Annotated in this window: 11 protein-coding genes and 1 pseudogene; 9 read left to right on the top strand and 3 right to left on the bottom strand. The window is 58.7% G+C overall.

What is annotated here, in order from left to right; translation table 11 throughout:
- The first annotated feature begins 203 nt into the window (after positions 1 to 203).
- From BK662_RS01410 to BK662_RS01390, 5 genes are all read left to right on the top strand, one after another.
- The gene (locus BK662_RS01410; protein WP_123356065.1) at positions 204 to 1,649 is read left to right on the top strand and encodes a SulP family inorganic anion transporter; all 1,446 of its coding nucleotides are present in this window, start codon (positions 204 to 206) and stop codon (positions 1,647 to 1,649) included.
- A gap of 216 nt (positions 1,650 to 1,865) precedes the next feature.
- Positions 1,866 to 3,215, top strand: coding sequence for a GntT/GntP/DsdX family permease (locus BK662_RS01405; RefSeq protein WP_123356063.1), 1,350 nt, complete (start codon positions 1,866 to 1,868; stop codon positions 3,213 to 3,215).
- A gap of 15 nt (positions 3,216 to 3,230) precedes the next feature.
- Entirely contained in the window at positions 3,231 to 4,091 is an 861-nt protein-coding gene (locus tag BK662_RS01400) for a MurR/RpiR family transcriptional regulator (RefSeq protein ID WP_123356061.1), read from the top strand.
- 1 nt (position 4,092) lies between these two features.
- Positions 4,093 to 5,550 carry an N-acyl-D-amino-acid deacylase family protein gene (locus tag BK662_RS01395; RefSeq protein ID WP_123356059.1) on the top strand — a complete coding sequence of 486 codons (1,458 nt, stop codon included), beginning with the start codon at positions 4,093 to 4,095 and terminating at the stop codon, positions 5,548 to 5,550.
- Positions 5,551 to 5,718: 168 nt separating this feature from the next.
- Positions 5,719 to 6,087: a glyoxalase superfamily protein gene (locus BK662_RS01390; protein WP_123356057.1), complete on the top strand. Its 369-nt coding sequence runs from the start codon at positions 5,719 to 5,721 to the stop codon at positions 6,085 to 6,087.
- Between the two features lie 112 nt (positions 6,088 to 6,199).
- On the opposite strand, the gene BK662_RS35755 is transcribed toward BK662_RS01390, so the two are convergent.
- Complete coding sequence (locus tag BK662_RS35755; protein ID WP_375538978.1) at positions 6,200 to 6,904, bottom strand: methyl-accepting chemotaxis protein; 705 nt, start codon at positions 6,902 to 6,904, stop codon at positions 6,200 to 6,202.
- Between the two features lie 201 nt (positions 6,905 to 7,105).
- Positions 7,106 to 7,984, bottom strand: a pseudogene (locus BK662_RS35750) (methyl-accepting chemotaxis protein); the annotation flags it as partial.
- Positions 7,985 to 8,380: 396 nt separating this feature from the next.
- Between BK662_RS35750 and pmrG the strand changes: the two are divergent.
- On the top strand, positions 8,381 to 9,052 hold the full coding sequence (pmrG, locus tag BK662_RS01380; protein WP_123356116.1) for a lipopolysaccharide core heptose(II)-phosphate phosphatase PmrG: 672 nt from the start codon (positions 8,381 to 8,383) through the stop codon (positions 9,050 to 9,052).
- Positions 9,053 to 9,086: 34 nt separating this feature from the next.
- On the top strand, positions 9,087 to 9,950 hold the full coding sequence (locus tag BK662_RS01375; RefSeq protein WP_123356053.1) for a phosphatase PAP2 family protein: 864 nt from the start codon (positions 9,087 to 9,089) through the stop codon (positions 9,948 to 9,950).
- On the opposite strand, the gene BK662_RS01370 is transcribed toward BK662_RS01375, so the two are convergent.
- Positions 9,901 to 11,340 carry an ArnT family glycosyltransferase gene (locus tag BK662_RS01370; RefSeq protein ID WP_123356114.1) on the bottom strand — a complete coding sequence of 480 codons (1,440 nt, stop codon included), beginning with the start codon at positions 11,338 to 11,340 and terminating at the stop codon, positions 9,901 to 9,903. The two genes, BK662_RS01375 and BK662_RS01370, sit on opposite strands and share 50 nt — an antisense overlap.
- Positions 11,341 to 11,733: 393 nt before the next feature.
- On the opposite strand from BK662_RS01370, the gene BK662_RS01365 reads away from it, so the two are divergent.
- Together BK662_RS01365 and BK662_RS01360 are read left to right on the top strand one after the other, a co-directional pair.
- On the top strand, positions 11,734 to 11,982 hold the full coding sequence (locus BK662_RS01365) for a helix-turn-helix transcriptional regulator (protein ID WP_123356051.1): 249 nt from the start codon (positions 11,734 to 11,736) through the stop codon (positions 11,980 to 11,982).
- Positions 11,983 to 13,179 (top strand): type II toxin-antitoxin system HipA family toxin, encoded by a 1,197-nt coding sequence (locus BK662_RS01360; RefSeq protein ID WP_123356049.1) that lies wholly within the window; start codon positions 11,983 to 11,985, stop codon positions 13,177 to 13,179. It begins immediately after the preceding gene.
- Positions 13,180 to 13,293: the final 114 nt, after the last annotated feature.

Below are 13,293 nucleotides of genomic sequence, written 5' to 3'. Positions count from 1 at the left end.
CGTAGACAGCGTCATCGTTTATCGCGAGCAGGCTCGCTCCCACATTAGTTCTGCGTCTACCCCATTGTTGGGGGCGATACAGGTCCAATGTGGGAGCGAGCCTGCTCGCGATTGCGTTTCTGACCGGCTCATTCACTGGCCGACCCGCCCTCAATTCCGTAACATCCGCCCTCTCTTCTCCCGCCTGTATTTTTAGGTAAACCATGAAACCCAAACGTCTGCGCGCCGATGTCCTGGCCGGACTCACGACCTCTTTCGCCCTGCTGCCCGAATGCATCGCCTTCGCGCTGGTGGCCCACCTCAATCCATTGATGGGGCTTTACGGCGCTTTCATCATCTGCACCCTGACGGCGCTGTTTGGCGGGCGGCCGGGGATGGTGTCTGGTGCCGCCGGATCGATGGCCGTGGTGATCGTCGCGCTGGTGGTGCAGCACGGCGTGCAGTACTTGCTGGCGACTGTGCTGCTGGGCGGATTGATCATGCTGGCGTTCGGTCTGTTGAGGCTGGGCAAACTGGTGCGCATGGTGCCGTACCCGGTGATGCTCGGCTTCGTCAACGGCTTGGCGATCATCATTGCCCTGGCCCAGTTGGAGCATTTCAAAAGCGGTGAGGCCTGGTTGAGTGGTTCGCCGCTGTACATGATGATCGGGCTGGTGGCGCTGACGATGGTCATCGTCTACCTGATGCCGCGCCTGACACGTGCCGTACCGCCGGCATTGGTGGCGATTCTGGGCGTTGGGCTGGCGGTTTACCTGCTCGGCCTGCCGACCCGCACCCTGGGCGACATGGCGAACATTGCCGGCGGTTTGCCGAGCTTCGCGCTGCCAGACATCCCCTGGAGCCTGGAAACCCTGCACATCATCGTGCCTTACGCGATATTGATGGCGTTGGTCGGCCTGCTGGAAACCCTGTTGACCCTGAACCTCACCGACGAGATCACCGAGAGCCGCGGCTACCCGGATCGCGAGTGCGTGGCGCTCGGAGCCGCCAACATAGTTTCTGGCGTGTTCGGTGGCATGGGGGGCTGTGCCATGATCGGGCAAACCATGATCAACCTCAGCTCTGGCGGTCGCGGTCGGCTGTCCGGTGCAGTGGCCGGGATAATGATTCTGCTGTTCGTGCTGTTCCTTTCGCCGCTGATCGAGCGTATCCCGCTGGCCGCACTGGTCGGGGTGATGTTCGTGGTGTCGCAGCAGACCTTCGCCTGGGCTTCGCTGCGGGTGCTGAACAAGGTGCCGCTGAACGATGTCCTGGTGATCATCGCGGTGACGGTGATTACGGTGTTCACCGATCTGGCCATCGCGGTGTTGTGCGGGATCATCATTGCGGCGCTCAACTTCGCCTGGCAACAGGCCCGCGAGCTGTATGCCGACATTCATCAGGAAAGCGACGGCAGCAAACTCTACCGCCTGCACGGCACCCTGTTTTTCGCCTCTACCACGCCATTCCTCAACCAATTCGATCCTGCCAATGACCCGGCTCAGGTGACCCTTGATTGTCGCCACCTGAGCTTCGTCGACTACTCCGCCATCGCCGCGCTGAAAACATTGCGCGAGCGCTACGCCAAGGCTGGCAAGCAGCTACGCGTGCTGCATTTGTCCGAACGCTGCAAGAAACTGCTCAAACGCGCCAGCGAGCATCACGACTGAAATCGATGAGTGATAGTTCCCACGCAGAGCGTGGGAACTATCGTAGGCGGATGAAAGTTCCACTATCGGATTTTCATAACTCACGACCTTCCATACCTCTGCACGACATCCCTTATCCCTCCACGAAAATTACTTTCACTTCGTTTGAAAGTAGCTCGTCGAAATGATTTATGAGTTTCACAAACCATTCGACGTGACCCTTTCGAGGAGTACCGCATGACGCTTTCCTTCGGCTATTGGCTGCTGGTTTACGCCACCATCGCCATCATTGCGCTGATCGTTCTGATCGCCCGTTACCGGCTTAATCCCTTCATCGTCATCACGCTGGTATCCATCGGCCTGGCGCTGCTGGCCGGGATGCCGCCGTCGGGTGTGGTGGGCGCGTATGAGGCCGGGGTTGGCAAGACGCTGGGGCACATTGCGCTGGTGGTGGCGCTGGGCACGATGCTCGGCAAGATGATGGCTGAGTCTGGCGGCGCCGAGCAGGTGGCACGCACGTTGATCGACCGCTTCGGTGAGAAAAACGCGCATTGGGCGATGGTCTGTATCGCCTTTCTTGTAGGGCTGCCGCTGTTCTTCGAGGTCGGTTTCGTCTTGCTGGTGCCCATCGCGTTCACCGTGGCGCGGCGAGTCGGCGTGTCGATTCTGATGGTCGGCTTGCCGATGGTCGCGGGCCTCTCGGTGGTCCATGCGCTGGTACCGCCGCACCCGGCAGCGATGCTGGCGGTGCAGGTCTATCAGGCGTCGGTGGGGCAGACATTGCTCTATGCGATTCTGATCGGCATCCCGACTGCAATCATCGCCGGTCCGCTCTATGCCAAGTTCATCGTGCCGCGCATTCAGCTGCCGGCGGATAACCCTTTGGAGCGCCAGTTTCTCGAGCGTGAACCGCGCGATAGCCTGCCGGGTTTCGGCATCACCATGGCGACCATTCTGTTGCCGGTAGTACTGATGTTGATCGGTGGTTGGGCCAATCTGATTTCCACCCCAGGCAGTGGTTTCAACCAGTTTTTATTGTTCATCGGCAACTCGGTGATCGCCTTGCTGTTGGCGACGTTGCTGAGTTTCTGGACCCTCGGCCTGGCTCAGGGCTTCAACCGCGAATCGATCCTCAAGTTCACCAATGAATGCCTGGCGCCGACCGCCAGCATCACCTTGCTGGTAGGCGCCGGCGGTGGTTTGAACCGGATTCTGGTGGACGCTGGCGTCACTGATCAGATCGTCAGCCTGGCTGATGAATTCCAGCTGTCGCCGCTGTTGATGGGCTGGCTGTTCGCCGCGTTGATGCGCATCGCCACCGGTTCCGCCACGGTAGCCATGACCACCGCTTCAGGGATTGTTGCGCCGGTGGCCGTTGGTCTGGGTTATCCCCACCCGGAGTTGTTGGTGCTGGCGACGGGGGCGGGGTCGGTTATCTTTTCCCACGTCAACGACGGCGGCTTCTGGTTGATCAAGGAATACTTCAACATGACCGTCACCCAGACCTTCAAGACCTGGACGGTGCTCGAGACCATCATCTCGGTGGTCGCTTTTGGTTTGACCGTAGGTCTTTCTTACCTGCTTTAGTCGGAGTCATCCGCCATGGATATCCTCTATCAGATCCGCGCCCGTCAGGATTCCTTCAGCGCCGGCGAAGGACGCATCGCTCGGCTGATGCTCGACGACGTAGGATTTGCCGCCTCCGCCAGCCTCGACGAACTGGCGCAGCGGGCGGAAGTCAGCACCGCCACGCTCTCGCGTTTTGCGCGCACGGTCGGCTGCCGCGACCTGCGGGATTTGCGCCTGCAACTGGCCCAGGCCAGCGGTGTCGGCAGTCGCTTTCTCGACCCGGCGGGGACGCCCGAGCAGTCGGCGTTCTATGGGCAGATCGTCGGCGATATCGAGTCGACCTTGCGTCAGCACCTGTCGGCGTTCGATGAGTCGCGCTTCGCCGATGCGGTGAAACTGCTGGGCAAGGCGCGGATGATTCACGCCTTCGGCATGGGCGGCTGCTCGACCTTGTGCAGCGATGAACTGCAAGTGCGGCTGGTGCGCCTCGGCTACCCGATTGCGGTGTGTCACGACCCGGTGATGATGCGCGTCACCGCCGCCAGCCTTGGTGCCGAACACACCATCATCGCCTGCTCGTTGACCGGCATCACCCCCGAGCTGCTCGAAGCAGTGGAGCTTGCTCGCAGCTACGGCGCGCGAATTCTTGCCGTCACCCGGGCTGACTCGCCGCTGGCGCAATTGGCCGATGTGCTGTTGCCGCTGCAAAGCGCCGAGACGTCCTTCATCTACAAACCCACGGCGGCGCGCTACGGCATGCTGCTGGCCATCGACGTGCTCGCTACCGAGCTGGCGCTGGCCAGTCCTGAAGACAATCAAGAACGTCTGCGGCGGATCAAGCTGGCCCTGGACGACTACCGCGGCGGCGACGATCACTTGCCGCTGGGAGACTGACATGATGTACGACACGCTGATCCGCAACGCGCTGATTATCGATGGCAGCAACACCCCCGGTTACCCCGCTGACGTGGCGATTCTGAATGGTCGCATCGAGCGTATCGGCGACTTGCACGACGCTCGCGGCACCGAAGAAATCGATGCGGCCGGGAGGGTGTTGGCCCCAGGTTTCATCGACGTGCACACCCACGATGACACGGTGGTGATCCGTCAGCCGCAGATGCTGCCCAAGCTCAGCCAAGGCGTGACCACGGTGATCGTCGGCAACTGCGGGATCAGCGCATCGCCAGTGAGTTTGCGTGGCGAGCCGCCGGACCCGATGAACCTCCTCGGCACCGCAGCGGCGTTCGTTTATCCGCGCTTCAGCGACTATCGCGCGGCTGTGGAAGCGGCGAATACCACGCTGAACGTGGCCGCATTGGTGGGGCACACCGCATTGCGCAGCAATCACTTGGACGACCTGTTTCGCACCGCTACCGCCGAAGAAATCAATGCGATGCGCGAGCAACTGCGCGAAAGCCTTGAGGCCGGTGCCTTGGGTTTATCCACAGGCCTGGCGTATGCCAACGCCTTCTGCGCCTCCACCGACGAAGTAATGCAATTGACCGAAGAGCTGACTGCATTCGGCGCGGTCTATACCACCCATTTGCGCAGTGAATTCGAACCGGTGCTGGAGGCCATGGACGAAGCATTCCAGATCGGTCGCCACGCGAAAACGCCAGTGATTATTTCCCATCTCAAATGTGCCGGCGCCGGTAACTGGGGACGTAGTCCGCAACTGCTGGCGTCCCTCGAACACGCCGCGAAAACCCATCCGGTGGGCTGCGATTGTTATCCCTATGCGGCGAGCTCTTCGACCCTGGACCTCAAACAAGTCACCGACGCCCATCGCATCACCATCACCTGGTCCACGCCGCATCCGCAAATGGGTGGCCGGGATTTGATCGACATCGCCGCCGAGTGGGACGTGCCATTACTCGAGGCCGCCCGCCGACTGCAACCAGCGGGGGCGGTGTATTACGGCATGGACGAAGCCGACGTACGAAGAATCCTCGCGCACCCGCTGTCGATGGTCGGCTCCGACGGTTTGCCGGAAGACCCGTTTCCTCATCCACGGTTGTGGGGCGCGTTCCCACGAGTACTCGGACATTTCAGTCGCGACGTCGGGCTGTTTCCGTTGCACACCGCCGTACACAAAATGACTGGGCTGTCGGCGGCGCGGTTTGGCTTGAAGGAACGTGGCGAGATTCGCGAAGGGTATTGGGCGGATCTGGTGTTGTTCAATCCAGTGACGATTCGTGATGTGGCGGACTTCAACGATCCGCAACGGGCGGCAGAAGGGATTGATGGGGTGTGGGTCAATGGTGCTTTGAGTTACAGCGAAGGTCAGGCGAACGGGAGAAGGGAAGGACGGTTTCTGGCGCGGGAAGGGGATTTGCGTGAGGGGTTTCGGTGATCGGTGATGCCGAAAAAATCGCAGCTCCTGTAGGAGCTGCCGAAGGCTGCGATCTTTTGATTTACGCCCAGTGATGGCACTGCGACATTAAAGAATCCCGCAACCAAGCCGAAGCGCTGACATCCAGCCCAGCTACACTCTGGGCCTTTTCAGTCTGGGAGCAACTCCATGAGCTTCGGCAAAACCACCCCGATCCTGCGGATTTTCGATGAAACCAAGGCATTGGAGTTCTACGTCGACTTCCTGGGGTTCAAGATCGACTGGCAGCATCGCTTCGAAACAAACTTCCCGCTGTACCTGCAGATCTCCCGGGGCGAATGCGTGCTGCACCTGTCCGAACACCACGGCGACAGCACACCGGGCTCGGCGTTGCGGATTGAGACCGATGAACTGGAGGCGTTCCAGCAGCAATTGCTGGCCAAGGAATACTCTTTCGCCCGCCCACAGATTCAGGCGATGCCGTGGGGCAGCCAGGATATGACCATCAGTGATCCGTTCGGGAATCGGTTGGTGTTTACCAATGCGATTAGTGTCTGAGCGTTAGATCGCCTTCGCGGGCAAGCCTCGCTCCTACAGGTTTAATGAGTGAGTAACCTGTAGGAGCGAGGCTTGCCCGCGAATGGATCTGTCATTCACCGCTGACTGAACGTCAAACCCGGAAGTGACTCACCATCATCTGCAACTGATTACCCAACCGCGCCAGTTCAACACTGGACGCAGCAGTTTCGTCGCTGGCGGCGGCGGTCTGTTCGGACACGTCGCGTACGTTGATGATGCTGCGGCTGATCTCTTCGGCCACGGCGCTTTGTTGCTCGGCGGCGGCAGCGATCTGCTGGTTCATCGACTGGATGTTCGACACGGTGCGGGTGATGTTTTCCAGTGACACGCCGGCCTTGCGGGTCAGCGCCACGCTACTGTCGGTCAGGGCGCGGCTGTTGTTCATCACGGCCGACACTTGTTGGGTACCGTTCTGCAGACCGGCCACCAGGCCTTCGATTTCCTCGGTGGATTTCTGCGTGCGCTGGGCCAGGCCACGAACTTCGTCGGCCACCACGGCAAAACCACGACCGGCTTCACCGGCACGGGCCGCTTCGATGGCGGCGTTGAGGGCCAACAAGTTGGTCTGTTCGGCCACGGCCTTGATCACATCCATGACGCTGCCGATCTTGTCGCTTTCCTTCTGCAACACGTTCATTGCCTCAGTGGAGCGCGCCACTTCGCTGGCCAGGCGCTCGATCTGGGCGATGGCTTCGTTGACCACTTTATCGCCTTCGCGTGCTTCGCCGTCAGCGGCGGCTGCAGCCTGGGACGCTTCTTCAGCGTTGCGCGCGACTTCCTGCACCGTGGCAGTCATCTCGTGCATGGCGGTGGCCACCTGATCGGTCTCGATCTTCTGGCTATTGACCCCGGCGCTGGTTTGCTCGGTCACCGCCGACAGTTCTTCGGCGGCGCTGGCGATCTGGGTGACGCCATCACGGATACCGCTGATCAAATCGCGCAGGGTCACGCCCATGCGCGCGATGCCTTGCTGCAACACGCCGAGTTCGTCGCGGCGGGTCACTTTGACGTCCTGGGACAAATCGCCGCTGGCGATGCGCTCGACCACGGCCAGGGTATCGCGCAGCGGGCCGGTGATCTGACGGGTGATGATCACGGCGGCGATGATGCCCACCAACAACGCCAGCAACGTGCTGATCAGTTGCAGCGTGCGGGCCTGGGCGCTTTCGACGTCACGACGGTCAAGTTGGATCTGATACAGCTGATCGCTCAGCGTCACGATGGTGGCGCCTTGTTCGGTCATTTCCTTGCGCGCCTGCACCGCATCGGTGTTGGCGGCTTTATACGCTTGCAAGGCGCTGCGGTAGTTGCTCAGCGCGGTTTCCAGCTGACGCAGAGCGTCTTGCTGGGGCTCGGCGAAATACACATTGAGCTGTTTCAGGCTGTCGATGGCCGTGTCCAGTTGGCCGACGGCTTTTTGCTCGGTCTCGGCATTGGTGCTGGCGGTGTAGCCACGCACTTCGTAGCGAGCCAGGATGAACGCTTCCTTGGCCGCGGTGACGGCCTGGAACTGTTCGAAGCGTTGGTCGCTCAGGGGCATTTGCTGCACGCGGGTGCTGATCGAATCGATCAACTTGCTGGCGGTTTCAGCATTGGCGCCCATGGCGTCGCGGGCGCTGTTACCGGTGCGGTAGGCGCTGCGCATTTTGTTCAGGGAGATCTGGTAAGCGCTGATGGTCGCGCTCTGCTCTTTGAGCAGCTTGACGTTTTCCGGACTCTTGAAGCTCGACAGCAACGCTTGTTGCTGAGCGACGAAACCATCGAGGGTGGTCTGCACATTCTGTGCGGCAGTTTCATCGCCGTTGGTCAGCATGTATTGCAGGCGAACCACGCGCAGCTTGGTCAGGCCAGCGTTTAGCTGAGTGATATCGCTCATCCAGTTGCTGCGGTCAATCAACCCGCCCAGGCTTGTCCAGCCGGTCAGGGCGAGGACGCAGGTCAGTGCCAGGACCAGGCCGAATCCCAGGCCCAGTTTCAGGTTCACGCTGATATTACCGAACCAGCTATTCATCAATATTCCTCCAGGAACGTTGTGTTTCTTGATCGTCGGTTGGCTGGAAGATTGTTGTTTTAAGAGCCAGCAAGGGTTAGCAGGTCTATATCGGCAGTAATGCCGAGAGCTGAAAGGATTTTGTTGGACGGATTCTGTAACAAGATTTTTTTTGCGGGTCTTAAGCTTTTTTTCACATGAGTTTCACCGGCTGCCGACGCGCGCCTCTTTACCCTCGCGGCATCGAATGACAATGGGTGCATGCCGGCGAGGCGGCTTGATGTGGAATTGAGACTGAGTCTGTTCGGGATAAAACGCTCGATTGATCTGAGCCATTTGGCCCGTTATCGAAACGCCGCGGTCGTGCTGGTATCTGCCTTGTTGGTTATTCCGCTGACGGTTTGGCTGTTGCGACCCGCCGCCGTCCCTGACCTGGCCCATGGCAACGTGGCGGGGGGCCGCGCGTTGGCGACCGGTTGGGCCAAGGGCGACATGATCGTGCTGGTGCGCCACGTCGAGCGTTGTGATCACTCCACGGCTGCCTGCCTGATCGGCAACGACGGCATCACCGATCGCTCCCGTAGCGTGGCGGTGAGTGTCGGCGCGCAGTTCGAACATCTGGGGCTGGATCGGGCCGACATCTATAACAGCCCGGTGATGCGTACGGCGCAAACCGCCGGTTACATGTTCAACAAGGTCGGCGTCGGCGAAGACTGGTTGGTCCACTGCAGAGACAACATGCTGCGCGATGCCTTGGCGCACAAGGTGGCCGGACGCAACCTGATTCTGGTGACCCACAGCGAATGCATGGCGCAACTCGAAAAAGATCTCAAGTTATCGACCGAGACCTTGGGTTATGGCGCTTCTCTGTTTATCTCCGCCAAAAAGTCTCAGCCGCCGCGCATGCTCGGTTTCATCGAAGCCTCCGACTGGCATTCGGTGACCACTGAATGAGCCTCACCATCATCCCTCTGGATCAGGACGTACGATGCTGACTGCTTCCCGTTACCGCTTTTACTGGGTGAACTTCGGTATTCCGCTGGCCTGCGCGGTCGTGGTGTTCCTGTTGTTTGACATGACCAAGATAGACATCGCCTTCAGCGATCTTTTCTATGATCCGGCCACACGGCTGTTTCCGTTACAGCATGTCCATCTGTTCGAAAAAATCACTCATAAATGGGCGCGGATCATCCCGAACTGGACTGGTGAGGTCGCGATGATTGGCGCTTTGCTGTCGTTTCTCTGGCCGCGACTGAAGGCTGAAAAACATTCGAAGATCATCGCGTTCCTGGAAAAAATCAAAGTCGCACCGGTGCTTCGGTTTGCCAGTAAACACCGTCGAGACTTCCTCTATGTGGTGTTCGCGTTTTCCATCAGCACTGGCGTTATCCACTACCTCAAAGGCCACACCAGTGTGTATTGCCCGGTCGAGACGACTCAGTACGCCGGGAAAATCGAACACAAGGAGTGGTACCAGAATTTCGATCTGCTGAAAGTCGCCGGCGACGGTCGCTGCTGGCCGGGTGGACATGCGTCGGGCGGCTTCACCATGCTCGCGCTGTACTTCGTGGCACGCCGCTATCGCTGGCGGAATTCCAAAGCGCTGATGTATGGCTCGCTGCTGCTCGGTTTCGTCTATGGCACGACGCGGGTTCTACAGGGTTGGCACTACATGTCCCACACATTATGGGCCGGAATCTTCGTGTGGCTGGCGTGTTTGCTGACGGCATTGGCGTTCTATGGGCGGGCGCGGCTGGAGCTGCCAGTGCTGCAAAAGGCCGCGCTACCAGCCGTTGAGCCGGTTACAGGTTTACAAAGTAGTACGCCTGACGTCCCACCTTCATGGTCTTGAGCACCTTCAAGGGGGCGGCGGGTTCATGTGCCCCGGCCATGAGCGCCACGTTGGAAGGTGATGCACTCAGAAACTCATGCAGTTGCGCCTCGGTATTCAGGCCCTCAAGTACGCGTCGGGTGTAAAACACGCTGGCGCCGCCCACCCGTTCGTTCGCCTGAAACAACGCGACCTGTTGCCCGCGGGCCTGCAACGTCTGAATCTGTTCCGTCAGTGGCAGGAAGGACAGTTTGCGATCAGCCTTAGGCAATGCCCATTGAGCCGCAGCGAGGTAACCGCCGATCACTACGGCAAGTACGCCTACGGCAACACCATGACGGTGTCGGGCAATGAGCCCCAGCCAGGTCGGGGCTTCGATGTGGGCTTTGAATCGTTCGAACAGCACGCTCGCATATTCAGCAGCCATCACCGCCGCCGCAGGCGTCATGGACATCAAGTACACCGTGCGCTTGCTCGACGCCAGGGTCAGCATGACGAACTGCGCCAGCAGCCATACCGTGAAGAACAACATATAACGATTGGCCATCAGGCTTTTGCGAAAATGCCATAGTCCCAGGTACACCAGAATATTCCAGGGCAGGAAGGCTTCCGGCAGCTTGGCCAGGTAGTAGTAGAACGGTTCGTAATGTCCGGCCTCGACGAAGGAACCGCTGAAGCGCCCGACGCTGTTGGTCAGCAACACTTCCTCCACGGCATTTGCCCCACCGCGCTGATACAGCACCGCGAGCCAGATCATCAGCGGCACCAGCCCCAGCAGCGTCGATAGGCCGGGGCGCAGCCAGTCCGAGAGTTTCAGGCGCTTGTCCATCAAGGTTTCGGTCAACAAATACGCAAAAATCACCACACCTGGCATTGCCAGCCCGAGCACGCCTTTGCTCAACGTTGCGATGGCGATCCCTGAAGCAAACAGTAACGCGTTGCCAACGGACGAACGCCGTTGCCCCTGAAAGAACGCCAACAGCGCCATGGTCACACCAAGGGCCAGCAACGCGTCTTCACCGACGCCGCGCACGTTGCTCCAGTAACTGGCCATGGTCGCCAGCAATATCCCCGCCGTCCAGGCAACTGCCTCGGGCCGACCGAACCGTCGCAGCATCGCGTACAGCAGCATCACACTGAACAGCCCGGCAAACGCCGACGCCAGCCGCACCGCCCATGGCGTACCGCCAAATGCGCGAATCGCCCCAGTATCGAGCCACAAACTCAAGGGCGGCTTTTCAAGAAACGGTTCGCCGAACAAACGAGGCGTCACCCAGTCGTTATCCAGGTGCATCTGCATGGCAATCCCGGCAACCCGGGCCTCCGTGGAACCTTGTAACTGGTGATTGCCCAACGCGAAGAAAAACAACAGCACGGCAAGCAGAAACAACGAAGAGGCAGGACGCGACATGATCTTCTGGCTACTGAGCAGGGGACCGGGAAGATTGAGCATACGGGGGGAATGCTTAACCAATGGTGAACGGCCTGTGAGAGGTCATGGGCGACGTCGGGGCAGGCGGCAACGCTTTACACCATTCCAACCAAACCGCAGGCAAAAAAAAGCCCGCGGGAGGCGGGCAAACCGTAGTTTCTTGAATGAGCGAGAGGAATGTACAGGTTGGAGAGAGATGGTGGGGTGAAGAAAAATTCATTTGGATGGCTGCCCTCCGGCGTGTCCGGTACCTCAGCTGTTTAAGGTAAATGAATCCGCCGCCAATCGGCCTCTGAATGAGCGAAATACCCTGGAGTCGCATTAATGTTATGTATACGATACATTTAAATATCAATGTCACGGTAATGGAACATGGATTATTCTTTGTTGATCTACCGCTTAGGTAAGCAAATACGCGAAAAGCGTATGAATCGCGGCCTGACGCAAGCAAATCTTGCCGAACTCGCCGGCCTGACTCGGCAGAAAGTCATCGCAGTAGAGAAGGGCACTCTTTCTGTGAGTATGAGTGCTTATGCGCGGGTGTTAGGTGCTCTGGATTGCGAATTTGCTGTCATTCCGGCAGCCATGCCGACCCTGGAAGAACTTGGTGAGCTGTTCTAAATGAAAATGACCTCGCTCAAAGTCAGTACCCCCGAAGGGAGAAGCGGCCGAATCCTCACCAGCGCGGAGGATTTCATTTACCGTTACGATGAAGATGCATTGCCCAACATGGCAATCAGCTTGACGATGCCCGTTCGCCCCGACGAGTTTCGTCGACGAGACCTGCACCCTATCTTTCAGATGAACTTGCCGGAAGGCTACGTGCTGGAGCAGCTACGTAATCGCCTGGCTAAAACCGTAAACGTTGACCCCATGCTATTACTCGCTCTGTCCGGTAGCAGTTCACCCATCGGCAGGGTTCATGTGCACTCGGAGGCGGTCGATGCCCTGTTGGGGGAGCAGACATTTGCGGGAGAAAAACTTGAAGAGATTCTGACGTGGGACGGCACGGAAGATATCTTTGCAGACCTGCTTGATCGCTACATCCTGCGTGCAGGTATTTCAGGTGTTCAACCGAAAGTTCTGGTGCCGGAGCAGCAGGAGTCGCGACCACGAATCACCTCGAAAACTTCCGATTTGATTATCAAAAGTGGCCGAGACGAGTTTCCAGGTCTGGCGATCAACGAGTTCCTTTGCATGTCCATCGCCAAGGAGGCGAGCATACCCGTCCCGGAGTTTTTTCTCTCCGACAATGCCAAGTTGTTTGTGATGCGTCGTTTTGATCGAGACGACCAACTCAATCCACTTGGCTTCGAGGACATGGCGGCGTTGATGGGGCTTTCAGCCGATCAGAAGTACAGCAAAAGCTATGCAGCAATCGCCAAGGCGATTCGCCTGTTCTGCCCCGCGCAGCATCTGCGATCCTCCCTTGATCAACTCTTCGATAGTGTGGCGCTGAGCTGCATCGTCGGAAATGGCGACGCTCATCTGAAGAATTTTGGCTTACTTTACTCGGAGCCTACGCAACGTGATGCGCACCTGGCGCCAGCTTATGACATCGTCAATACCACCGCTTATATCCCGGAGGATGTATTGGCTCTGGATCTGGCGGGCAACAAGTCAATGTTTGCCTCGCGACAAGGATTGCTGGAGTTTGCGCAGACATGTGAAGTCATCCATCCGAAGGAGCGTATCCAGGCACTGCTGGCTGCGTTGGAGGTGGTGTTGGCGCGCTATCCCCAGCATCGAGAGCAGGCACCTCATGTGGTCAGTGCCATCCAAAAAGCGGCGGCGCCATTTGTACTGACTTTTGGGTAGCAATCCATTTTCACGGGTTCGACGAAAAATCATAGTTAAGCGTACTCAACAGTAAGTTACACAAAGTGAAACCTTCTGTAGGGTCAGCGTGCAGTCACACTCAAAACCCAACCA

Origin of the sequence: Pseudomonas frederiksbergensis (genome assembly GCF_003732275.1) — a bacterium.
Lineage (GTDB): Bacteria > Pseudomonadota > Gammaproteobacteria > Pseudomonadales > Pseudomonadaceae > Aquipseudomonas > Aquipseudomonas frederiksbergensis_H.
Note: the sequence above shows the minus strand (reverse complement) of the source record. Positions and strands in the feature narration are given on the sequence as shown.